Source organism: Pseudoflavonifractor hominis (assembly GCF_014288125.1).
Classification (GTDB): domain Bacteria; phylum Bacillota; class Clostridia; order Oscillospirales; family Oscillospiraceae; genus Pseudoflavonifractor_A; species Pseudoflavonifractor_A gallinarum.
The window spans coordinates 336,542-360,435 of the sequence record NZ_JACOPR010000002.1 but is presented as its reverse complement, the minus strand read 5'-3'; the positions used below and the strand labels follow the sequence as shown (position 1 = coordinate 360,435).

Here is a 23,894-nt window from a genome sequence, read left to right as displayed (position 1 = left end):
TATCGTATTTATATGCTTTTTTCAATTGAAACAGTGAGTTTAATTAGCTAATACGGGCATTATAATTTATAATCGTGATTTTTTAATGAAAAGCGTTTTTTCTGCGGGGAGGGCGATTTACAAACAGAATGGTTGGTGATAGAATAAGGACGCTGCTGAAAAGGAAAACACACAAGGAGGAATCGTTTCATGGCTCGTAAGCTGAAAACGATGGACGGCAATACAGCGGCCGCCCATGTATCCTACGCCTTTACCGAGGTTGCGGGTATCTACCCCATCACCCCCTCCAGCCCCATGGCCGACAATGTGGACCAGTGGGCCGCCGCGGGTCGTAAGAATATCTTCGGCACCACCGTCAAGGTGATCGAGATGGAGTCCGAGGCCGGTGCCGCCGGTACCGTTCATGGCTCTCTGGCCGCCGGTGCCCTGACCACCACCTATACGGCTTCCCAGGGTCTGCTGCTGATGATCCCCAACATGTACAAGATCGCCGGCGAGCTGCTGCCCTGTGTGTTCCACGTGTCTGCCCGTACTGTGGCCAGCCACGCGCTGAACATCTTCGGTGACCACTCCGACGTCATGGCCTGCCGCCAGACCGGCTTTGCCATGCTGGCCGAGGGCAATGTGCAGGAGGTCATGGACCTGGCTGCTGTGGCCCATCTGGCTGCCATCAAGTCCCGTGTTCCCTTTATCAACTTCTTCGACGGCTTCCGTACCTCCCACGAGATCCAGAAGGTCGCCATCTGGGATTATGACGATCTCAAAGAGATGGTGGACATGGATGCTGTGGAGGCGTTCCGCAAGCGCGCTCTGAACCCCGAGCACCCTGTCATGCGCGGTTCTCACGAGAACGGCGACGTGTTCTTCCAGCATCGCGAGGCCAGCAACAAGTACTACGACGCCGTTCCCGGCATTGTCGAGGAGTACATGGGCAAGGTCAACGAGAAGCTGGGCACCAACTATCAGCTCTTCAACTACTACGGCGCTGCCGACGCTGACCGCGTCATCATCGCTATGGGCTCCATCTGCGACGTGGCCGAGGAAGTCATCGACTACCTGAACGCCCACGGCGAGAAGGTGGGTCTGGTGAAGGTCCGCCTGTACCGTCCCTTCCGGGCCGACAAGCTGCTCTCTGCCATCCCCGCCACCGCCAAGAAGATCGCCGTTCTGGACCGGACCAAGGAGCCCGGCGCTCAGGGCGAGCCCATGTACCTGGATGTGGTCACCGCTCTGGCCAACGCCGGTATCACCGACAAGACCGTCATCGGCGGCCGTTACGGCCTGGGCTCCAAGGACACTCCCCCCAGCAGCGTGTTCGCTGTCTATGAGGAGCTGGAGAAGGCCGAGCCCAAGCGTCAGTTCACCATCGGCATCGTGGACGATGTGACCAACCTGTCCCTGGCCGAGCACGACTGCCCCAACACCGCTGCTGAGGGCACCATCGAGTGCAAGTTCTGGGGTCTGGGCGGCGACGGTACCGTCGGCGCCAACAAGAACTCCATTAAAATCATCGGCGACCACACCGACAAGTACGTCCAGGCCTACTTCCAGTATGACTCCAAGAAGACCGGCGGCGTGACGGTGTCCCACCTGCGTTTCGGCGACAAGGCCATCCGCAGCCCCTACTATATCAATAAGGCCGACTTCGTGGCCTGCCACAACCCCTCCTATATCATCAAGGGCTATCCCATGGTCCGCGATGTGAAGGACGGCGGTACCTTCCTCATCAACTGCCAGTGGAGCGCTGAGGAGCTGGACAAGCATATGCCCGCCGTGGCCAAGCGCTACATCGCTGCGCATAACGTCCAGGTCTACACCATCGACGCCATCGACCTGGCCGCCAAGATCGGCATGGGCAAGCGTACCAACACCATCCTGCAGTCCGCCTTCTTCGCCCTAGCCAAGGTAATGCCTGAGGCCGAGGCTATCCAGTATATGAAGGACGCTGCCACCCACTCCTACCTGAAGAAGGGCCAGGACGTGGTGGATATGAACCACAAGGCCATCGAGGCCGGCGCCACCGCTTTCAAGAAGTTCGACGTGCCCGCCTCCTGGGCTACTGCCGAGGACTGCGGCTGCACCGCCGAGCTGAGCGGCCGTCCCGCCACCGTGAAGATGGTGAAGGACCTGCTCACCCCCATCAACAAGATGGAGGGCGACTCCCTGCCCGTCTCCGCCTTTGAGGCCCATGTGGACGGCACCTTCGAGCAGGGCGCTTCCGCCTACGAGAAGCGCGGCGTGGCCGTCAATGTTCCCACCTGGGATCAGAACAAGTGTATCCAGTGTAACCAGTGTGCCTATGTCTGCCCCCATGCCACCATCCGTCCCTACGCCCTGACTGAGGAGGAGGCCGCCAAGGCTCCCGCCGCCACCAAGGCTGTGGAGATCAAGGCCGGCAAGGGCAAGGGCACCTACAAGTTCGCTCTGGCTGTCTCTCCCCTGGACTGCATGGGCTGCGGCGTGTGCGCCAAGGTCTGCCCCGTGCAGGCCCTGACCATGGTGCCCCAGGAGCAGGAGGCCGAGCAGCAGAAGGTCTTCGACTACATGGTGGCCGAGGTTGCCTCCAAGGCTGACATGGAGGGTACCTCCAACATCAAGGAGAGCCAGTTCAAGCAGCCCCTGCTGGAGTTCTCCGGCTCCTGCGCTGGCTGTGCCGAGACCGCCTATGCCCGTCTGGTGACCCAGGTCTGCGGCGAGCGGATGTATATCTCCAACGCCACCGGCTGTTCCTCCATCTGGGGCGGCCCCGCTGCGACCTCTCCCTACACCGTCAACAAGTGCGGCCAGGGTCCCGCCTGGGCCAACTCCCTGTTTGAGGACAACGCCGAGCACGGTCTGGGCATGTACCTGGGCCAGAAGGCCATCCGCGAGCGTCTGATCGCCAAGGTCCGCGAGCTGGAGGAGGTCACCACCATCGACACCAAGCGTGCCGCGTGCCACGAGTACCTGGCCACTCTGGAGGATGGCGTGGCCAACCAGGCTGCTACCGCCAAGCTGGTGGAGGAGCTGGAGAAGGATCCCGGCTGCCACTACTGCCAGGAGATCCTGGCCGAGAAGGAGTACCTCTCCAAGAAGGCCGTCTGGATCTTCGGCGGCGACGGCTGGGCTTACGACATCGGCTACGGCGGCCTGGACCACGTCCTGGCTTCCGGCGAGGATGTCAACGTCTTCGTCTTCGACACCGAGGTGTACTCCAACACCGGCGGTCAGGCTTCCAAGGCTTCCAACATCGGCCAGGTGGCTCAGTTTGCCGCTGCCGGTAAGCGTGTGGCCAAGAAGAGCCTGTCTGAGATCGCCATGCAGTACGGCTACGTCTATGTGGCTCAGGTGGCCATGGGCGCCAACCCCGCTCAGACCCTGAAGGCCATCAACGAGGCTGTCAACTACCACGGTCCCTCTCTGATCATCGGCTATGCTCCCTGTGAGATGCACTCCATCAAGGGCGGCATGACCAACTGCCAGAGCGAGATGAAGAAGGCTGTGGAGTGCGGCTACTGGAACCTGTTCCGGTTCAACCCCGCCGCCAAGGCCGAGGGCAAGAACCCCTTCACTCTGGACTCCAAGGCCCCTGCCGGCGGCTATCAGGAGTTCCTGATGAACGAGGCCCGCTACTCCTCCCTGACCCGCTCCTTCCCCGAGGAGGCCAAGGAGCTCTTCGCTCAGAACGAGGAGGCCGCCAAGGCTCGTTACGAGCACCTGGTGCGTCTGACCGAGCTGTACAAGTAAGCAGAACCCAAGAGGCCCCTGGACACACTGTGTCTGGGGGCCTTTTCATAGGCGGCCTCCTCCCCCGCCGGTGGCGGGGCGGCACGCCGTACAAGCATTTTGCTGGAGGCAAAATCTTGGCGCAGGGGCAATTTACTTGCCCCGAGCAAGTCAAATTGCTCTCTGGGAGCCCGGCAGAGCATGGCTCTGCCGGGAACTGGCCGCCAAGGCTCGTTACGAGCACCTGGTGCGTCTGACCGAGCTGTACAAGTAATCCAGATCTGCAAGATCCCCGGACACCATGTGTCCGGGGATCTTTTTATCCTTTTTGAAAATAATTAGTTGACCGGTCAACGGGATTGACAACCCATATCCAATCGTATATTCTAATAGAACAGCTATTTTTTGAGAGAAAAGAGAGAAGAAAGGAATATGTCTATGCCGGAAGAAAAGCAGCGGCACAGCCGCTACGAGCGGGACCTGACCGAGGGGCATGTGGTAAAACAGCTCATCCTGTTTGCCCTGCCTTTTTTGGCCTCCAACCTGATCCAGTCCCTGTACAGCGTGGCAGATATGCTCATTGTGGGTAATTTTGCGGGCAATATCAGCATGTCGGGCGTCAACATCGGCAGTCAGATCACCTTTATCCTGACCAACATCGTGGTGGGACTCTGTACCGGCGGAACCATCCTCATCGCCCAGGCCATGGGGCGCAGGGACCGCAAGGCCATTGAAGAGGTGACGGCCACCCTGATGACCACCCTGCTGATCGCGGGCGTCATCATCACGGCGCTGATGATCTTTCTGCGGGTACCCATCCTTCGGCTGATCCAGACGCCGAAGGAGGCTTTTGACGAGGCAAACCGCTATCTGGTGGTGACCTGCGCAGGCATCCTCTTCATTTTTGCCTACAATGTGCTCAGCGCGGTGCAGCGGGGCATGGGAGACTCCAAGCGCCCCTTCTACTTTGTGCTCATCGCCTGTGTGACCAATATCGTGCTGGACTATGTGCTGGTGGCCATCTTCCATATGGGAGCGCTGGGCGCCGCCATCGCCACGGTGTTCTCCCAGGGGCTGAGTGTGGTGCTCTGTATGGTGACTCTGGCCCGGGACAACTTTGTCTTTGACTTCAAACCCAAATCCCTCCGGGTGGACCGGCACTATGTGGGTCGGATCTTCCGCCTGGGCCTGCCCTCTGCGGTGCAGAACGGAGTGACCAGCTTCTCCTTCCTGATCATCACGGTACTCACCAACTACATCGGCGGAGTCAACGCCTCGGCAGCTGTGGGTGTGGTGTCCAAGTTCAACGGCTTTGCCATCATGCCTGCCGTGGCGCTGGCGGCCTCCATCTCCACCATCTGTGCACAGAACATCGGCGCCGACCGCTGGGACCGGGCGGTCAAGACCTGCTGGATCGGCACCGGAATTGCCGCCGTCATCAGCGTGCTCATCTTCCTGGTGACCCGGATCTTCCCGGCCGAGATCATCGCCCTCTTCAACCGGGATCCGGAACTGGTGGGGTACGGCGTGGTCTACATGAACACCTTCTGCTTTGATTATCTGTTCGTGCCCTTCTGCTTCTGCATCAACGGCCTGTTCATTGCCAGCGGGCACACCACCTTCTCCCTGACCAACAACCTCATGTCCTCTCTGATCCTGCGTATCCCGGCGTGCATCCTGTTCTCGCTGGTGCTGGACTGGGGCATGATGGGCGTGGGCGTGGGCGCCCCGGTGGCCTCCGCCGGCTCCCTGTGTGTGATCATCGGCTACTATCTCTCCGGAAAGTGGAAAGAGAATCGAGCCGGCCAATAAATAAAATGCACCCCCGGCCATCCGTTCGGATGGCCGGGGGTGCTGTTCTGTTGGGAGCGATTCAGAAGAGCAAGGCGCAGTAGAGCGCCTCGTCCCGGGGGGTAAAGACGTTGAAGATCACCTGCCGGATTTGCGGAAGATGGTCCAGCTCCTCCCGAACGGTGGCCACAGCCAGCGCGGCGGCCTCTTCCCCGGGAAAGCCATATACCCCGGTGGCGATGCAGCAGAAGGCCACCTGCTCGATCTGGTTTTTGGCCGCCAGGGACAGGCAGGAGCGGTAGCAGTTCTCCAGCGCGGTCCGGTCTGCCGGGGTGACCTCCCCCTCTACCCGGGGGCCCACGGTGTGGATCACATATTGGGCGGGCAGGTTGTAGGCCGGGGTGAGCTTGGCCTTTCCGGGCGGCTCGGGGTGGCCCTGTGCCTCCATCCGGGCGTGGCAGGCCAGGCGGAGCTGAATGCCTGCGGCCGAGTGGATCACATTGTCAATGCAGTTGTGCAGGGGACGAAAGCAGCCCAGCAGGGCGGGATTGGCCGCATTGACCACGGCCTGGCATCGCAGGGCGGTGATGTCTCCACGCCAGAGAGAAATGCGGCGGTCCAGGGGGACCGGCGGGAGCGTATCTGCGTCGGTGAGCACGCGGCGGGAGAGGTCATCCTGGAGAATCTGGTCCTGCAAAACCAGCAGCTCCGGGGCAATGGGCTTTGGCGGGCGGGTGTTCATCAGCGCGCGCAGGAGTTTCCGCCGCTCCTCTGGCCCGGCGGGGAGAGACACGGTTTTCCCCTGTTCCTCCAGCAGGGCGGTGAGCAGCGCCCGGAGCGCAGCGTCGTAGGTCATGGGAAGGCCCCCTTCCAGATGGATTTTTCCCCAGTATAGCACAATTTGGGGGAGAAATGGCAGCCCCAAGGGGATCTTTCCTGCTGACAGGGGGGTCGGATGGTGCTATAATGACACCATCCGACCATATGTCCTGTGAAAGGGACAAACAGAAAGGAATTGTATGGATCAGACGATTTTACTGCCCAACGGCGTGCGCATCTGTACCGAAGCGGTGCCCGGCGTGCGCTCGGCGGCGCTGGGCATCTGGGTGGGCACCGGCTCTCGCCATGAGAAGGTGAGCGAGAACGGGGCGGCCCATTTTATTGAGCACATGGTATTCAAGGGGACCCAGCGGCGCACCGCCGCCGCCCTGGCCGAGGAGATGGACGCCATCGGCGGACAGGTCAACGCTTTCACCACTAAGGAGTGCACCTGCTTCCACGCCCGGGTACTGGACACCCACCTGCCCCTGGCCACCGATATCCTCTGTGATATGTTCTTCTCCTCCCGCTTTGCCGAGGAGGATGTGGAGACCGAGCGGGGGGTCATCCTGGAGGAGATCGGCATGTATGAGGATAACCCCGAGGACCTGTGTGCCGAGCGGCTGGCCCTGGAGGTCTACCGGGGCTCCTCCCTGGCCCGGCCCATCCTGGGCCGGAAGGCCACCCTCAGCAAAATGACGGGCGAGTGGCTGCGGACCTATATGCGGGAGCACTACCGTCCGGACCGGATCGTGGTCTCCCTGGCGGGAAGCTTCCGGAGTCAGGATGTGGAGGAACTCAAGGAGCGCTTCTCGGCGCTGGAGCCGGGCAAATCCCCCGCCTCCCGGCCGGGAGCCTACCAGGCGGCCTTCACCCTCAAGAAAAAAGCCATCGAGCAGAACCACCTGACCCTGGCCTTCCCGGGCCTCCCCTACGGCGATGACCGGCGCTTTGCCCTTCAGCTCCTCTCCACCACTCTGGGAGGCGGAATGTCCTCCCGGCTGTGGCAGGAGGTGCGGGAGAAGCGGGGACTGTGCTACTCGGTCTACTCCTACACGGCGGGCCACGCCGAGACCGGCCTCTTCGCCATCTATACCGCCCTGGGCCGGGAGATGGAGGAGGAGGCCCTGCGCACCATCTGCGCCGCAGTGCGGGACTATGCCGAGCACGGGATCTCGGAGGAGGAGCTCTCCCGGGCCCGGGAGCAGGCCAAAGCCAATATTCTCATGGGACTGGAGTCCACCCAGGCCCGTATGAGCCATATGGGACGGGGGGAGCTGCTCTACGGCCGGGTGCTCACCCCGGACGAGATCATCGGGGGCTATGACGCAGTGGAGCGGGAACAGATCCGCGCCCTGGCCCAGGAGCTCTTTGACTTCCAGCAGGTCTCCCTGTCCGCCGTGGGGCGTGTGGGGAGTGAGGAGATGTACCGCAGTATCATCCACTGACGCGGAAGGGGCCGCGTCCAATCCAAATAAGGAGGAGCAAGCGATGGGTATCTGTGATGTGTTGATCCGTGGAGCGACGGTGTTCGGCGTGGGAAAGGGCCTGGACATCGCCATTTCTCAGGGCCGGATTCAGGCCGTGGGCGAAGGGCTGCCCGATACGGGGGCCATGGAGGTGGAGGCGGCCGGTAAGCTGGTCATTCCCAGCTTTGTGGAGTCCCACACCCACCTGGACAAGGCTCTGACCGCCGTGGAGGAGGACACCCCCAATCTGGAGGAGGCCTATGGGATCTTTGCCCGCTATCTGGCACGCATTCCCGAGGGGGGCATGGTGGAGGACATCAAGGCCCGCTCCCGCCGGGTGCTGGACTGGGAGCTGGCCTCCGGCACCGGCACAGTCAAGACCCATGTACTGGTCTGTCCCGAGTGGGGCATGGCCTCCCTTCAGGCCCTGGAGGAGCTGAAGGAGGAGTACCGGGGCAGACTGGACCTGCTGGGCATCGTGCAGTACCGGGAGGAGTATGACGCCGAGTTCCGGGCGGCCGCCCGGGCGGGCCGGGTGGATTTCCTGGCTGGCTATCCCCTCTTTACCCCTGACCCCATGGGGGAGATCGACCGGCTCTTTGCCCTGGCCGACGAGTACAACCTTCCCCTGGACCTCCACATCGACGAGCATGACCGGCCCAACATCGACTGTTTCCTCCGGGTACTTCAGCGCGCCCGGGAGTATCACATGGCCGGCCGGGTGACCTGCGGCCATGTGACGGCCCTGAGCGCGGTGGACGACGACCTGGCACGCCGGGCCATCGGGGCGTGCGCCGAGGCCGGCGTCCATGTGATCACCCTCCCCTCCTGCAACATGTACCTGATGGGCCGCAAGGACCATCAGCCCATCCGCCGGGGTGTGACCCGGGTGGACGAGCTGCTGCGGGCGGGCGTCAACGTGGCGGTGGCCTCGGACAACGTGCGGGACCCATACCGTCCCTTTGGAAACGGCGATCTGCTGGAGGAGGCCCTCTTTGCGGCCCAGGTGCTCCAGTACGGCACGGGGGAACAGCTGGAAAAGGTCATGGAAATGGTGACCTTTGGTCCGGCCCGCAACGCCCTGCTCCAGGACTACGGGCTCTCCCAGGGGTGCCGGGCCGACCTGGTGGTGTTGGACGCGCCCACCGCGAAGGAGGCCATCATCAGCCACTCCAGACGGCTCTATGTGTTCAAAGAGGGACGCCTGGTGGCGAAAGACGGCCAGATCCTCTCCTGACAGAAAAAAGCTTCCCTTCCGGCCATTCGGCCGGAAGGGAAGCTTTTTGTTCAGATGGGACGCTGCTTGCGCAGCAGGCGGATGTCCTCGCCGTAGAAGGGCAGGACCCGGTATTCCCCCTCCAGACGGGAGGCAGTCTGACCGGAGTAGCGGCGGCGCACCTCGTCCATGGACAGGTTGGAGGAGATCACGGTCCGCCGTCCCGCCGTGAGGCGGGTATTGACCAAGGTATAGAGGGCGGACTGGACAAAGGGCGTGGTCATCTCACTGCCCAGGTCGTCCAGAATGAGCAGGTCGCAGTGGAGGTAGCGCCGGGTCTCATCCCGGGCATCCCGGATATCCAGCTCATCCCGGGAGAACTTTTGCTCCTCAAACCGGGCAAAAATGTTCACCGCCGTGTCGTACACCACAGAGTACCCCTTCTCGGCCACCGCCCGGGCGATGCAGGCCGAGAGAAAGGTCTTGCCCAGACCGGGGGCGCCGGTGAGGAAGAGGTTGCGGTAGACGAATTTGGGGAAGCGGCTGGCATAGTTGTAGCACACGTCCCGGATGAACTCCATCCGCTCCCGGGGAGACTCCAGCTCACCGGGCCAGGGACGGTCGCTGTAATAGTCCAGGGAGAAGGTGTCAAAGGACTGCTCCCCCAGGTCCAGGAGCTTGGAGAGCTCCCGGATCTGCTCCTGGGCGCAGAGCTTTTTCAGACAGGAGCACATATTGGCCCCCACCCAGCCGGTATCCCCGCAGGTGGGGCAGGCGGGACGGGCGTCCAGGGCGTCGGCGGGATAGCCGTTTTCCAGAAGCAGCTGGGTCCGGCGCTCCTGAAGGGCCTGGTTTTTGCGCTTGACCTCCCCAATGGCGGGGGCGGGGTCATCCCCGCTGCGCAGGGAGGCGGCGATGATGTCCACAATGGTGCGGCGCAGCTGCTGGTCGATCTGGGCCACCTGGGGGAGCTTTTGATAGATCTCAGCCCGGCGGCGGTCCTGCATCTCCTCCCGGAGCCGCCGCTCCTCGGAGAGCCGCTGGGTGGCCCGGCGGAGCACATTGGAGTCGTATGCCATGACTTAACCTCCCTTGGGATCGTCGCTCTGCTGGCGCAGGTATTCTCGCATCCGCTCCAGGTCCTCCCGCACCCGGCGGTCGGCCTCGCCGGGGGGCGTGGGCATGGGCTGGGGCGCGGAGGAGACCCGGGGCCGGTCGGAATCTCCGGCCTGGACCTGGGCCACGGTGTGCAGCCCCTTCTGGTGCCAGCTCTTCAGGATGGAGTTGAGATAGGGCCAGTTCATATTGCCCTTTTGCAGGACGGTGCGCTCATAGGCCAGGCGGATGGCCCCGTCCTCAAAGCCCATGTCCAGCCAGGCGGCGATGTATTTGCGCTCGGCCTCCACCGGCGCGCGGCCTGTGATGCCCAGCAGGGGCAGCACGGCGGCGGTGCGGGTGCGCAGGGTGGCCTGCTTGCGCAGATAGGCGTCGGCCGCCTCAAAGGTGTCCACCCCCAGACGCCGCCAGACAAAGCCCTCCTTGCGGATCTGGGAGAGGCGGGGCTTGCGGCCCGGACCGTATTTGTGCTCCATCTCCTCCACACAGTAGTTGACCAGCAGAAGGATGACCTCCGCCGGGAGGGAGAGGAAGTCGTAGAGGGTATAGAGCATCTTCAGATCAGAGGTGGAGAGGATCTTGCCCAGGCGGCGCTGGACCTCGCCCACCAGCCCGGGGAAGGGGGAGGAGCCGTCCTCCAGCTCCCGGGTGAGGTCGGCGGCGGTATACTCGGGGGGCTCCTCGGGCTCCTGGGGGGCGGCCGGCGGGGAGACCTTCTCACTCCGGTCGGCCAGACCCAGCTTCACCAGGGCCTCAAAGGCCTCCTCCACCCGGTCGGGGGCCCAGTGGAGCAGGTGGGCGGCTCGGCGGGGATCAAACTCACCCGCCCGCCGCAGCAGATGGAGATAGAGCAGCGCGGCGTCTCCGTTTCCCGCGGAGCACAGACGGTCGGCGCAGTCAGCCGAGAGCGACAGGATGGCGCCGGGATAGAGCAGTTTTCCAGCCATGGAGCCTCCCCCCTTTCCAGTACAGAATTACACATTATCATACCACAAAATCCACCGGGGGGAAAGGCGGGGGTGGGAGAAATCTTTTCCTTCCGCACGGTCGGAGGGCCTGCGGGCCGGAAAATTCACAATATCAGGCTTTTTAGTTGGGGCGGCGTGTGTTATACTATTGACAAGTCTGAACACCCGAGTTATCGGGTTGACATAATTATAACGAGAGAACAGGCGGGAGGACACAGCTATGAGGAACCACATCACAGTCACCATTGCGGGACAGGAGTATACCATCGTGGCCGCCGAGGAGGAAAACTATGTCCGCCGGGTGGCCGGTCATGTGGACAATAAAGTACAGGAAGTGCTCTCCAGCGGCCGGGCTTCCCTGGTGGAGAGCGTGGTGCTGGCGGCACTGAACATTGCCGATGAATACTATAAAGAGCAGGAGGCGTCGGAGAATCTGCGCCGCCAGCTCAAGGAGTACCTGGAGGAGGGCACCAAGCTGAAAATGGAGCTCTCCGAGGCCAAGCGGGAGATCTTCAAGCTCCAGAACCGGAAATAAGACGCCGGGCAGGATGCGGGGCGGTCTCCGGCCGCCCCGTGTTCTGCCTTTATCCATCCCAGATACCACAAAGGAGGACGTATGCTGGAATTGCTCTCACCCGCCGGCTCCATGGAGGCCGTCCATGCTGCCGTACAGAACGGCGCCGACGCCATCTACATGGGATACGGCGATTTCAACGCCCGCCGCAACGCGAAGAACTTCACCCGGGAGGAGTTTGCGGCGGCGGTTTCTTACTGCCATCTCCGGGGCTGTAAGGTCTATCTGACCCTCAACACCCTGCTGGGAGACCGGGAACTGCCCGCGGCCGCCGAGTGTGCCGCCGACGCCAGCGACATCGGCGTGGACGCCATCCTGGTCCAGGACCTGGGGGTGCTGCGCATGGTGCGTCAGGCCGCCCCCGATGTGCCTATCCACGCCTCCACCCAGATGACGGTGCACAACCTGGACGGCGTGAAAAAGATGGCGGATTTCGGCATGACCCGGGCGGTGCTCTCCCGGGAGCTGTCCCGGGACGCCATCGCCTACATCTGTGAGCACTCCCCCATCGAGATCGAGGTCTTTGGCCACGGCGCCCTGTGCATGTGCTACTCGGGACAGTGCTTTATGTCCTCAGTCATCGGCGGGCGCAGCGGCAACCGGGGCCTGTGCGCCCAGCCCTGCCGCATGCGCTATGGCTGGAACGGGAAGGCCGACGGCAACCCCCTCTCCCTCAAGGACATGTCCCTGGCCGGACACCTGCGGGAGCTGCGGAAGATGGGCGTGGCCTGTCTGAAGCTGGAGGGGCGGATGAAGCGGCCCGAGTATGTGGCCGTCATCACCCGGGTCTATGCCTCCGCCATCCGCGAGGGGCGGGAGCCCACCGCCGAGGAGGTGCGGCAGCTGACCGAGGCTTTCTCCCGCCAGGGCTTTACCGAGGGCTTCTATCAGGGCAAGACCGGACCGGATATGTTCGGCATCCGGGAGGAGCAGAAGGAACCCCGGGAGCTCTTTGCCCTGGCCCGGCAGACCTATGAGGACGGGGAGAGCCAGCGGGTGCCCATCACCTTCTACTCCCTGATCCGAAAGGGTGAGCCGGCCCAGGTGGGCGTGAAGGACGACCGGGAGAATGTAGTCACGGTGGAGGGCCCCGTCCCCGAGGCGGCCCGCACCAAGCCCCTCACCCCGGAGGGGGTGGAGAAGCAGCTCTCCCGCACCGGAGGTACACCCTACCGCTGTGAGGAGGTGCGCTCGGTGGTGGACGAGGGACTCTCCCTGCCGGCCGCCGCCCTCAACGCCCTGCGGCGGGAGGCACTGGAGGAGCTCTCTGCCCGGCGCATGGCGCCCCCTGTCCGGCGGAGAGGGACTTTCCAGCCCGGTGTGCGCTATGAGAACCGGCGGGAGGAGCCCCTCCTCACCGTATCGGTGAGCCGGGCCGAGCAGGTGACGGGCGCCCTTCTGGCCCTCTCCCCCGCCCTCATCTATGTGCCGCTGGAGGAGCTGGCCGCCCATCCGGAACTGGCCGGGCGGGGCAATCTGGCCGTCACTCTCCCCCGCATCGCCTGGGACCGGGAGTGGAAGACCATGACCGAGCAGCTCCGCCGGGTGCGGGATATGGGCGTGGAGGATGCCCTGGTGGGCAATCTGGGCATGCTGGATGTGGCAAAGGAGATGGGCTTCGGCCTGCGGGGCGACTTCGGCCTGGAGATCTTCAACTCCCAGGCCCTCAAAGAGCTGCGCCATATGGGGCTCAAGTCGGCCGCCGTGTCCTTTGAGCTCAAGCTGGCCCAGATCCGGGATCTCTCCAAGGCAGTGGACACCGAGATCATCACCTATGGCCGCCTGCCCCTGATGATTATGGAAAACTGCATCATCCGCAACCGCACCGGCGGCGTGTGCCGCCACGCCTGCGAGGGGGAGGAAAACCTCCTCACTGACCGCAAGGGAGCTCGTTTCCCGGTGGTGCGGGCCTACGGCTGCCGCAACGAGATCCTCAACTCCAAAACCCTTTTCCTGGGGAATAAACAAAACGACGTCCGCCGCTGCGGGGCGTGGGCCCAGCGGCTCATGTTCACGGTGGAATCCCCCGCCGAGTGCGTCCGTGCGGTGGAGCGCTACCTGGGGCGGAGCGACTGGGAACCCAGGGAGTATACCCGGGGCCTCTACTACCGGGACGTGGAGTAAGCGTCCCCACCCTATGACAGGAGAACGATACGCATGAATCTGAAAATCAAAGCCGTGTCCCCCAAGATCGGGACCGATATTCCCTTTCCCTTTTACGCCAGCGCGGGCGCGGCCGGGATGGACCTGTGCGCCTGCATGGATGAGCCGGTGACCATTGCGCCCCGGCAGATCGTGTCCCTCCCCACCGGCATCGCCATTGCCCTGCCCTCGGCGGACTATGTGGCCCTGGTGTTTGCCCGGTCGGGTCTGGGCATCAAGCACGGGGTGGCCCTGGCCAACGGAGTCGGGGTCATCGACAGCGACTACCGGGGGGAGATCCGGGTGGGACTGGTGAACCAGTCGGACGTCCCCTATACCATCCAGCCCGGCGACCGGGTGGCCCAGCTGGCCGTGATGCCGGTGGTGCAGGCCCAGCTGGAGCGGGTGGAGACGCTGGATGAGACCGAGCGGGGAGCCGGCGGCTTCGGCTCCACCGGAAAGTAAAGGAGTTTACAAAAGATGAACATCATTCTGGCTTCCCAGTCCCCCCGGCGCAAAGAGCTGCTCTCCCGGATGGGGCTGAGCGGATTCAAGACCATGTCCCCCGACATCGACGAAAATCTGGGCGGCGGACTCTCTCCGTCGGAGCTGGTCAGCCGCCTCTCCGCCCTCAAAGCCCAGGCGGTGGCCGAGCGGGCGGGCGGAGATACCCTGATCATTGCGGCCGATACTGTGGTGGCGGTGGACGGCGCCGTCCTGGGCAAGCCCTCTGACGCGCTGGAGGCCTTCAAAATGCTCTCCACCCTCTCGGGCTGCCGCCATCAGGTCTACACCGGCGTCACGGTGCTGCGGGGGGAGGAGCGGTACACCGAGTATGAGGTGACCGATGTCTCCTTCCGGGAGCTGTCCGAGCGGGAGATCGAGGACTATATCCGCACCGGGGAGCCCATGGATAAGGCCGGCGCCTACGGCATCCAGGGCTATGGCGCCCTCTTTATCCAGGGCATCCAGGGAGACTATTACAATGTCATGGGCCTGCCGGTGTGCCGCCTGGGCGGTATGCTGGAGCGGCTGGGGGTCCACTGTATGGCCCTGGCCGCTGAGCGGGATGGCTAAGAGAGGAACGGTGCGGCGATGAAAGATTTTCTGCGCAACAACGGTGTGCTCATACTGATCATTGCCGTGCTGCTCACGCTCATCGTGGCGGTGACCTCCGCGCTGATGGGCGGGGTGGCCGATCCGCTGTCCAATCTGGTGGGGATCGTGACCACGCCGGTGCGCAACGGCGTCAACGCGGTGGCCAACTGGACCGAGGGGCAGTACCAACGCCTGTTCCTCCAGGATCAGATGCAGGCCGAATATGAGCAGCTCAAGCGGGACTATGCCAAGCTGGAAGAGCAGCTCCGGGAGGCTGAGAGCGACGCGGAGGAAAATGAGCGCCTGCGCAACCTGCTGGGCCTGCGGGAGAAGCGGCGGGACTTTGAGTTTGAGTCGGCCACGGTGACCTCCCACGGCTCCTCCAACTGGGATTCCACCCTCATTCTCAGCAAGGGAAGCTCTGTTGGTGTGGAGGCCGGAGACTGTGTGGTGGATGAATACGGCAACCTGGTGGGTATCATTGATGAAGTGGGAGTCAACTGGTCCCAGGTGATGACGGTGGTGGACTCCGACCTGGAGATGGGCGGCCTCATCGCCCGCACCGACAGCGCCGGTATCCTGGAGGGACAGTTCGATCTGATGGGAGAGGGCAAGCTCAAGCTCTCCTACCTGCCGGAGAACAGCGAGTTCATGGCGGGCGATCAGGTCCTCACCTCCGGTCTGAGCGGCATCTATCCCTCCGGCCTGGTGGTGGGCCACGTGGAAGAGGTCCTCACCGATGCCTCGGGCATGACCCGCTATGCGGTCATCGTACCGGAGACCGATCTCAATTCGCTGGAGCAGGTCTTTGTCATCAAGAGCTTTGATATTATTGAGTAAGGGGGGAGCCATTTGACCCGCCATGATTTTCTGGTGAAATGGGGCGTGTATGCCCTGGCCCTCCTGCCCATCTGGTTTTTTGAGGGGTATTTCCTCACCCGCCTGCCGGTGACGGCGGTGCAGCCCATGCTTCTGCCCCTGGCCGTGGTGGCGGTGGCCGTACTGGAGGGCTGTGTCGGCGGGGTCGGGTTTGGCCTGGGCGTGGGTCTGCTGTGCGCCTGCTTCTATCCAGGAATGGAGGAGTGGATGCCCCTGGGCCTGGCCCTGGTCGGCCTGGGCGCTGGCCTGCTGGCCCAGTATGTACTGCGCCAGAACCTGTGGGGCTGCCTGGTGTGCGCCCTGCTGGCCCTGGCCTTTGTGGACGGCGTGCGCATTCTGCTGCGCCTGGCCTGGGGGGAATATGCACTGGGGCCCATGCTCCGTCTGACCGGGATGGAGATCGGCTGTTCCCTCCCCTTTGTGATCCCGGTGTACGCGGTCTTTTTATGGGTATATCGCCGGGTCCCCAAACGGACCCACTTCTGAGCCGCGTTTGTCCCTGCGTTTTATTTGGAGTTCCCGTAACAGAAAGGTTGCCCTATGGACAAAAAACAATTTCAACGGCGTGTATATGTGGTGTCGGGTGTGTTGGGCCTGCTGTTTTTCCTGTTTGTGGGCGTGCTCTATCAGCTTCAGATCATCCAGGGCCCCTATTACCGGGCCCAGGCTACCAAGCGAAACGCCCAGACCGAGACGGTGGAGGCCGTCCGGGGCGAGATCCTGGACTGCAATGGCCGGGTGATGGTCTCCAACCGCTCCACCTACCAGGTGCGCCTCAACACCAGTGTGATGGGCACGGAGGAGGAGCGCAACGCCATTCTCACCGCCCTGCTTCAGATCTGCCGGGAGCAGGGTGTGACCTGGACGGACACCCTGCCGGTCACCGGCGCACCTCCCTTTGAGTACACGCTGGGTACTGCCACGGGGACCAACCGCCGGGCCTTCCTCAAGCTCATGGATATTCTGAGCGAGAACAACAGCAGCTGGGAGACCGCGTCAGCCTCCGGCGTGGCGCTGGGCGAGGAGTGGGAGGCCTACCGGAAGGCGGTGGATGCCGCCTCCCAGACCACCGAGACCGGGACCCAGGCGGCGGAGACCCCCGCCGCGCCGGAGGATACGGTTTCAGCCGCCCCTCTCATCGCCAAGATGAAGGATTACTTCGGCATCGATCCCACCATGCCCGATGAGGAGGCCAGGGACCTGATCGGCGTGCTCTATGAGCTCACCCTGCGCAGCAAAGGCGCGGCCACCAGCGAATATATTTTTGCCCAGGACGTGGATATCCGCTTTATCACCGCTGTCAAGGAACAGGGCCTCAAGGGCGTCAAGATCGAGCCCACCACCACCCGGGTCTATGAGACCTCCTACGCCGCCCATATCCTGGGGCGTGTGGGTCCCATTTTTGCGGAAGAGTGGAACGAGGAGGACTCCTATTACAAGAATAACGGCTATAAAATGGACGATATTGTGGGAAAAGAGGGCATGGAGAAGGCCTTCGAGTCCTATCTCCGGGGCGAGGAGGGCACCCAGATCGTGGAGCTCAACAGCGAGGGGAAGGTGGTCAGCGAGACCTGGAAGACCGACCCCGAGACCGGGGAGCCCATGGCCCCCAAACCGGGCAACAATGTGGTCACTACCATTGACCTGCGCCTTCAGGAGGCACTGGAGCAGTCTCTGGCTACCCGGGTGCCCGAACTCTCCGATAAGGTAGAGGGCGCGGCGGGCGTGGTCATCGACATGAAGGGCGGAGTGAAGGCCATCGCCTCCTACCCCACCTTTGACTTATCCCAGGCCACCAGCCTCTACAATGAGCTGCTCAAAGACCCCCTGCAGCCCCTGTATAACCGGGCCACTATGGGCCTTTATTCTCCGGGCTCCACCTTCAAGATGATTACCGGTGTGGCCGCCCTCCAGGAGGGGCTGACCACCCCCAATGAGGAGATTCTGGACACAGGTTATTTCCGCTATCCGGAGGGAGAAAAATACCCCTACGGAGACTACCATCCGAAATGCGGGATTTATCGCCAGCAGGGAGGCACCCATGGCTGGGAGGATATGGGGCATGCCCTGGAGGACTCCTGCAATATTTTCTTCTATACCCTGGCCGACCGGCTGGGGATCGACCTGCTGGACGAGTACGCCGCCATGTTCGGTCTGGGCCAGTCCACCGGCATCGAGGTGCCCGAGTATACCGGCTATGTGGCCGGACCGGAGACCAGTGAGCGTCTGAATCAGGAATGGTATGGCGGACTGCTCCTCTCGGCTGCCATCGGACAGGGCAATACCCTGTGTACCCCCCTCCAGCTGGCCAACTACATCGCCACGCTGGTCAACGGCGGAAACCACTATCCTGCCCATCTGCTCCAGACGGTCAAGAGCAGCGACTACTCCCAGGTGGTGCTGGAGAATGAGCCGGAGCCCCTGGACACCATCAACATCAGTGAGGAGAACCTGGAGGCGGTCAAGTACGGCATGTACCTGCTGGGCACTGAGGGCAGCGTATCCAAGTACTTTAAAGACTTGCCCGTAGAGGTGGGTGCCAAGACCGGTACCGCCCAGGTAGGCTCGGAGACCACCGAGGCCAACGCCGTCTTTGTGTGCTTTGCCCCCTATGATGACCCGGAGATCGCCATCGCCCTGGTGGCCGAGCACGGTGATTCGGGCGGCGGACTGGCAGCAGTGGCCGCCGATGTGCTCTCGGTCTACTTTGGACAGTCGGGAACCTCCCAGGCCGTCAATGGCGAGGGCGTGCTCATCCGCTGAGTGCAGTTCAACTTTGGAAGATTGGAAGGAATGCCCATGACGAACCCCTTTATCTTCGACCCCCGGGATCCGGAGAGTAAGTTTCCCTACGGCGCGGTCCCGGCGGGGACCCAGGTACGCTTTACCGTCCGCCCGCCCCGGGCGGGGGGATACTCCCGCGTGATCCTCACCGCCCGGTTTGAGAGCCGGGACAATGCCGTGGTGGAGCGCATCTTGCTCTGGCATGGGATCGAGGGCGCCCGGGATGTCTTCACCGGCACGCTGGAGACAGGGGAATACGTGGGGCTGGTCTGGTATACCCTGCGCCTGGAGGGATTGGACGGACGCAGTGCGGAGCTGGGCGAGTATCAGCTCACCGTCTATGACGACTCTGAGACAGTCCCCGGGTGGTTTGGAGAGGGGCTCACCTACCAGATCTTTCCCGACCGCTTCCGCCGGCGCGCCATTCCCGACCCGACCGGCATGGTGGGCGGACGAACCGTCCATCAGAGCTGGGAGGAGGAGCCGGTCTACCTTCCCGATGAGCACGGCGAGATCCGCAACCGGGACTTTTTCGGCGGGAGCCTCGCCGGAGTCCGGGAGAAGCTGACCTATCTGCGGCGTCTGGGGGTGGAGACCATCTACTTCTGCCCCATCTTTGAGGGGGTGGAAAACCACCGCTACGGCACTGGCGACTATGAGAAGATTGACCCCATGCTGGGGGACGAGGCCCAGTTCCGCCTCCTGTGTGAGGAGGCCCACCACCTGGGGATGCGCATTATGCTGGATGGTGTGTTCAACCACACGGGCTATATCAGCCGCTATTTCAACGGGGACGGCTCCTACCCCTCAGAGGTGCCCGGTGCGGCCCAGTCCACAGAGAGCCCCTATTATCCCTGGTATCATTTCACCCACTGGCCCGACCGGTATGACTCCTGGTGGGGGATCTACTCCCTCCCGGCGGTCAATGAGAGCGAGAGCACCTATCTCGACTATATCATCCGGGGGGAAAACAGCATCGTCAAGTGCTGGCTGCGGGCCGGGGCGGACGGCTGGCGGCTGGACGTGGCCGACGAGCTGCCCGACTCCTTTGTCCACGCCCTTCACACCGCTGCCCGCGAGGCCAAGAAGGACGCGGTGGTCATCGGCGAGGTGTGGGAGGACGGCTCCAACAAGATCGCCTACGGGGTGCGGCGCAAGCATATTCTGGGGGGACACTGCGACGGACTGATGAACTATCCCTTCCGCAACGCGGCCATCTCCTATCTGCTGGGCGGGGACGCCCGCTGGTTCCGGGAGACCATGGAGGGGTTACGGGCCAATTATCCGCCCACCGCCTACTATTCCGCCATGAATGCCCTGGGGACCCACGATACCCCCCGCATCCTCACTCTGCTGGGGGTGGGCTCCCCCTGCACAGAGTACCCCAAATCCTGGCGGGCCGACTTCCGCATGAGCGAAGAGGAGTATGCCCGGGGCAAGGCCCGGCTCAAGCTGGGCGCGGTGCTGCTCTACGCCTTCCCGGGCTCCCCCACCCTGTATTACGGGGATGAGGCCGGGATGGAGGGCTTTGAAGATCCCTTCAACCGCCGTACCTTCCCCTGGGGACGGGAGGACAGTGAGCTGGTGAGCTGGTTCACCGCTCTGGGCTGCATCCGCAGCTGGTCCCAGGCCCTGCGAAAGGGAGATATTTCCTATGTAGAGGCCGACGGACCGGTGCTGGCCTTCCGGCGTACCTGGGAGGAGGAGAGCGTGCTGGTGGCTCTGAACGCCGGAGCAGAACCGGCGTCCCTGCCTCTTTCCGGTCCTATGAAGGATCTGCTCACCGGAGAGGTCTTCCCCGCCCCCGGTGCCCGCACGATGGAGGCGGCCCTGCCCCCCTGTACGGCACGGTTGCTGGTTCCCCTGCGCCTGCATCTTGCCTGCCGGGCGAAGTAAACAATTGGAAAGATTATGAAAAAAGGAGCGCGGAATCGCCATGTACCGTCCCATCTGATGCCAACTGATCGGATACCGGAGGCGCCCTCCCATGGGAGGGCGTGCTTTGGCATGTGTAAAACATCCGGATCAGGAGGAATCGGTATTGGAACGGAACAGACGAAACCGGACGCTTCTTTTTTTGGCCTATGCCCTCCAGGGCATGGTATTTTATAACCCCATCGCCACCCTCTACCGCCTGCAAGCGGGGGTGACCCTCACCCAGATGCAGGTCATTGAGGGGATCTCCCTGCTGGTCATGCTGGGGCTGGAAGTGCCCTGGGGCCGCTGGGCTGACCGGGTCGGGCACCGGCGGTCCATGGTACTGTGCTTTGGCGTGCTGGCCCTCTCCAAGGTGGTATTCTGGCGGGCCGAGACGGTATGGGGCTTTTTGGCGGAACGGCTGCTGCTTTCCTTTGCCCAGGCCGGGCTGAGCGGCTGTGACACGGCCTATCTCTATGCCTGCTGCCGGGATCCGGAAGAGCACCGCCGGGCCTTTGCCCGCTGGCAGGGCGTGCAGGTGGCGGGATTGCTGCTGGCCTCCCTGGCCTGGCCCCTGCTGGGCGGGGATTACCGCCTCTCCGCGCTGCTGACCGTGGGGAGCTATACCCTGGCCCTAGGGGTCACCTTACTGCTGCGGGAGCCGGAGGGACAGCGGGCCGAGGAGCAGGCCCGGGAACCCCGCCCGCCCCTGGGCGAGATGCTGCGGGAGAGCCGGAGGATGCTGGCCTTTTTGCTGGGTGTGGCCCTCTTCGATCAGACGGCCCAGGCGGCAGTCACCTTTTTCAGCCAGCTCCAGTACGGGCGCTGTGGGATTGCAGAGGGGGCCTTTGGAGTCCTGGCGGCCCTGAGTGCCGGGGCCGGGCTGAGCGGCGCTCTGGCCCACCGGATGGTGGGGCCGGGCGGGCCGGAGCGGGTCTGCCGGCGGCTGATTACGGTGGGGGGCGCAGTCTGTCTGCTGCTGGCCGCCACCACCGCGCCGGCCGTCTCCGCCCTGGGTATCCCCCTGCTGGCTGCCCTGCGCTCCTGTGCAGCGCCCCTGGCCCTTGCGGTGCAGAATGAGCGGGTGAGCCCCGGTGGACGGGCTGCCCGGCTCTCCTGCAATGCCATGGTGCTGGAATGTACCGGGGTTTTGCTGGCCCCGGTCCTGGGCTGGACAGCCGAACAGTGGCTGCCCGGAGGTTTTCTGCTGGGGGCGGTCTTCTGCTGGGCGGGAAGCCTTCTGCTTTGGCAGGATGAAAGACGCCGTTGACTTGTATTTTTGGGGTATATTTGATATAATAAAGGGTAATTTTTACCGTCTTACCGGAAAGGAGGGCGAAGCCAATGAAATATCAGCAGTGGAAGCGCCCCGCCGGAGACGGAACGGGCCGGGCGGCCCTGGAGGAGGCGGGTATCCCGGCTCTTCCCGCCCTGGTCCTCTCGGCCCGTGGCATTGACACGCCCGAGAAGGCCAGGGAGTTTCTGGCGGGCGGACCAGAGCGCCTGGAGGACCCCCTCCTGCTCTGGGACATGGACCGGGCGGTGGAGCGCATCCGGCGCGCGGTAGAGCAGGGAGAGTTGGTGGCTGTCTACGGAGACTATGACGTGGATGGCATTACTTCCACCTGCCTCCTCACCAGTTTTCTGCGCAACTGGGGGGCGGATGTGGTGCCCTATATCCCCGACCGGATGGAGGAGGGCTATGGACTCAGCTGTGCAGCCGTGGACACCCTCCACGCCCAGGGAGTCACCCTGATCGTTACCGTGGACTGCGGGATCACCGCGGTGGAGGAGGCCCGCCACGCCGCGGAGCTGGGCATGGATCTGGTCATTACCGACCACCACGAGTGCAAGGAGGAACTGCCCGCCGCTCTCGCGGTGGTGGACCCCCGGCGAGGCGACTGCCCTTATCCCTTCAAGTCCCTGGCCGGCGTGGGGGTTGCCCTCAAGCTGGTGCTGGCCCTGGGAGAGATGGAGGAGCGGCCCACGCTCCTGCGGCAGTATGCCGACCTGGCCGCCATCGGCACGGTGGCCGATGTGATGCTCCTGACCGGAGAGAATCGCTCCATCGTACAGATGGGACTCTCCTCCCTCCGCCATACCCGCCGCCCCGGGCTGGCCGCCCTGCTGCGGGAGGCCGGACTGAGCGAAAAGCCCCTGACCTCCATGGCCATCGGATACACCCTGGCCCCCCGCATCAACGCCGCCGGGCGGATGGGATGCGCCCGGGTAGCAGCCGAGCTGCTCCTGACCGCCGACCCGGTGCGGGGCGAGGAGCTGGCCAAGGAGCTGTGCAGCCTCAACCGGGAGCGGCAGTCCATTGAGGCGGATATCTTTGCCCAGTGTGCCCGCCTGGCCGAGAGCGCGCCGCCGGAGGAGCGAAGCGCTCTGGTCCTGGCCGGAGAGGGGTGGCACCAGGGCGTGGTGGGCATTGTGGCCTCCCGCCTATCGGAGAAGTACTCCTGCCCCACCTTCATGATCTGCCTTCAGGACGGGCACGGAAAGGGCTCCTGCCGGTCTTTTGGAGGGTTCAACCTCTTTGCCGCGCTGGAGTCCTGTGCCGAGCTGCTGGAGGGCTTCGGCGGGCATGAGCTGGCCGCCGGCTTTACCATCCGGGAGGAGCAGATCCCGGCTTTCCGCCGCCGGATGAACGAGCTGGTGCGTCTGCGCACCGGCGGAGAGGAAATGGTCTCCGAGCTGGAGATTGACGCGGATATTCCAGACCCCTCGATCCTCACCCAGGAACAGGTGGAGGCACTGGACATCCTGGAGCCCTATGGCGCGGGAAATGAGAAGCCGGTCTTTTTCCTGGGGGGCTGTACGGTCTCCTCCCTCAATGAGGTGGGCGGCGGACGCCACCTCAAGCTCCGCCTCCTGGCGGGCGGAAAGCCCTTTGACGCTATCTTTTTTGCCGCCACCGCCGCCGAGGCGGGGGTGCGGCCCGGGGACCGGGTGGATATCGCCTTCTGTCCCCAGATCAACGAGTACCGGGGCTGGCGCTCGGTGCAGCTCCAGATCACGGATCTGCGTCCCGGGATGACCCGGGCCCAGAGTGAACAGGCCCTCTATGAGCGCTTTGCCCGGGGGGAAGATCTGAGCCCACAGGAGGCCGCCTTTCTCCTGCCCAGCCGGGAGGAGTTCGTCACCCTCTGGCGCTACCTGAAGGTCCGCTCCGGCGGCGCAGAGCTGGAGGAGACGCCCCGCCGTCTGACCCGGAACCTGTCCCGGGATTTCGGACGCCATGCCCCCCTGCCCCGCACCCTGGTGTGCCTGGAGGTCTTTGACGAGCGGGGGCTGATTTCCCTGGAACAACACGCCGGCTGCTTCCGGATCTCCCTCCAGAAGGTGGAGGGAAAGGTGGATCTGGAGCAGTCCGCCATTCTGCAACGGCTCCGACAGCTGATGAGCGGCTGAGG

The 23,894-nt window shown here is 63.5% G+C and carries 17 protein-coding genes; 14 read left to right on the top strand and 3 right to left on the bottom strand.

What is annotated here, in order from left to right:
* The first annotated feature begins 189 nt into the window (after positions 1-189).
* A complete protein-coding gene (gene nifJ, locus H8S34_RS04490; RefSeq protein ID WP_101692426.1) occupies positions 190-3,726 on the top strand; it encodes a pyruvate:ferredoxin (flavodoxin) oxidoreductase in 3,537 nt (1,178 codons plus the stop codon).
* A 411-nt stretch (positions 3,727-4,137) separates the two neighbouring features.
* Positions 4,138-5,517 (top strand): MATE family efflux transporter, encoded by a 1,380-nt coding sequence (locus H8S34_RS04485; RefSeq protein WP_243207907.1) that lies wholly within the window; start codon positions 4,138-4,140, stop codon positions 5,515-5,517.
* Between the two features lie 61 nt (positions 5,518-5,578).
* Here H8S34_RS04485 and H8S34_RS04480 read toward each other — a convergent pair whose 3' ends face one another.
* On the bottom strand, positions 5,579-6,352 hold the full coding sequence (locus H8S34_RS04480; protein ID WP_186963155.1) for a protein-ADP-ribose hydrolase: 774 nt from the start codon (positions 6,350-6,352) through the stop codon (positions 5,579-5,581).
* Positions 6,353-6,515: 163 nt separating this feature from the next.
* Here H8S34_RS04480 and H8S34_RS04475 point away from each other — a divergent pair, with 163 nt between their 5' ends.
* Entirely contained in the window at positions 6,516-7,763 is a 1,248-nt protein-coding gene (locus H8S34_RS04475) for a M16 family metallopeptidase (protein WP_186963154.1), read from the top strand.
* 43 nt (positions 7,764-7,806) lie between these two features.
* Entirely contained in the window at positions 7,807-9,021 is a 1,215-nt protein-coding gene (locus H8S34_RS04470; protein WP_101692422.1) for an amidohydrolase family protein, read from the top strand.
* Positions 9,022-9,071: 50 nt separating this feature from the next.
* Here the strand turns inward: H8S34_RS04470 and H8S34_RS04465 are convergent, their stop codons facing one another.
* Entirely contained in the window at positions 9,072-10,079 is a 1,008-nt protein-coding gene (locus H8S34_RS04465; RefSeq protein ID WP_101692421.1) for an ATP-binding protein, read from the bottom strand.
* A gap of 3 nt (positions 10,080-10,082) precedes the next feature.
* Positions 10,083-11,063, bottom strand: a complete 981-nt coding sequence (locus tag H8S34_RS04460; protein ID WP_186963153.1) for a DnaD domain protein — start codon at positions 11,061-11,063, stop codon at positions 10,083-10,085.
* Positions 11,064-11,304: 241 nt separating this feature from the next.
* Between H8S34_RS04460 and H8S34_RS04455 the strand changes: the two genes are divergently transcribed.
* From H8S34_RS04455 to recJ, 10 genes are all read left to right on the top strand, one after another.
* Positions 11,305-11,619 carry a cell division protein ZapA gene (locus tag H8S34_RS04455; RefSeq protein ID WP_101692419.1) on the top strand — a complete coding sequence of 105 codons (315 nt, stop codon included), beginning with the start codon at positions 11,305-11,307 and terminating at the stop codon, positions 11,617-11,619.
* 81 nt (positions 11,620-11,700) lie between these two features.
* On the top strand, positions 11,701-13,782 hold the full coding sequence (locus H8S34_RS04450; protein WP_101692418.1) for a U32 family peptidase: 2,082 nt from the start codon (positions 11,701-11,703) through the stop codon (positions 13,780-13,782).
* A gap of 33 nt (positions 13,783-13,815) precedes the next feature.
* Entirely contained in the window at positions 13,816-14,265 is a 450-nt protein-coding gene (gene dut / locus H8S34_RS04445; RefSeq protein WP_101692417.1) for a dUTP diphosphatase, read from the top strand.
* Between the two features lie 15 nt (positions 14,266-14,280).
* Entirely contained in the window at positions 14,281-14,877 is a 597-nt protein-coding gene (locus H8S34_RS04440; protein ID WP_101692416.1) for a Maf family protein, read from the top strand.
* A gap of 18 nt (positions 14,878-14,895) precedes the next feature.
* A complete protein-coding gene (gene mreC / locus H8S34_RS04435; RefSeq protein WP_101692415.1) occupies positions 14,896-15,738 on the top strand; it encodes a rod shape-determining protein MreC in 843 nt (280 codons plus the stop codon).
* Positions 15,739-15,750: 12 nt separating this feature from the next.
* The gene (locus H8S34_RS04430) at positions 15,751-16,263 is read left to right on the top strand and encodes a rod shape-determining protein MreD (protein ID WP_186963152.1); all 513 of its coding nucleotides are present in this window, start codon (positions 15,751-15,753) and stop codon (positions 16,261-16,263) included.
* A gap of 54 nt (positions 16,264-16,317) precedes the next feature.
* On the top strand, positions 16,318-18,540 hold the full coding sequence (locus H8S34_RS04425) for a penicillin-binding transpeptidase domain-containing protein (RefSeq protein WP_186963151.1): 2,223 nt from the start codon (positions 16,318-16,320) through the stop codon (positions 18,538-18,540).
* A gap of 36 nt (positions 18,541-18,576) precedes the next feature.
* Positions 18,577-20,457 carry a glycoside hydrolase family 13 protein gene (locus tag H8S34_RS04420; RefSeq protein ID WP_186963150.1) on the top strand — a complete coding sequence of 627 codons (1,881 nt, stop codon included), beginning with the start codon at positions 18,577-18,579 and terminating at the stop codon, positions 20,455-20,457.
* 145 nt (positions 20,458-20,602) lie between these two features.
* Positions 20,603-21,748 carry an MFS transporter gene (locus H8S34_RS04415; RefSeq protein ID WP_186963149.1) on the top strand — a complete coding sequence of 382 codons (1,146 nt, stop codon included), beginning with the start codon at positions 20,603-20,605 and terminating at the stop codon, positions 21,746-21,748.
* 74 nt (positions 21,749-21,822) lie between these two features.
* Complete coding sequence (gene recJ, locus H8S34_RS04410) at positions 21,823-23,892, top strand: single-stranded-DNA-specific exonuclease RecJ (protein WP_186963148.1); 2,070 nt, start codon at positions 21,823-21,825, stop codon at positions 23,890-23,892.
* Positions 23,893-23,894: the final 2 nt, after the last annotated feature.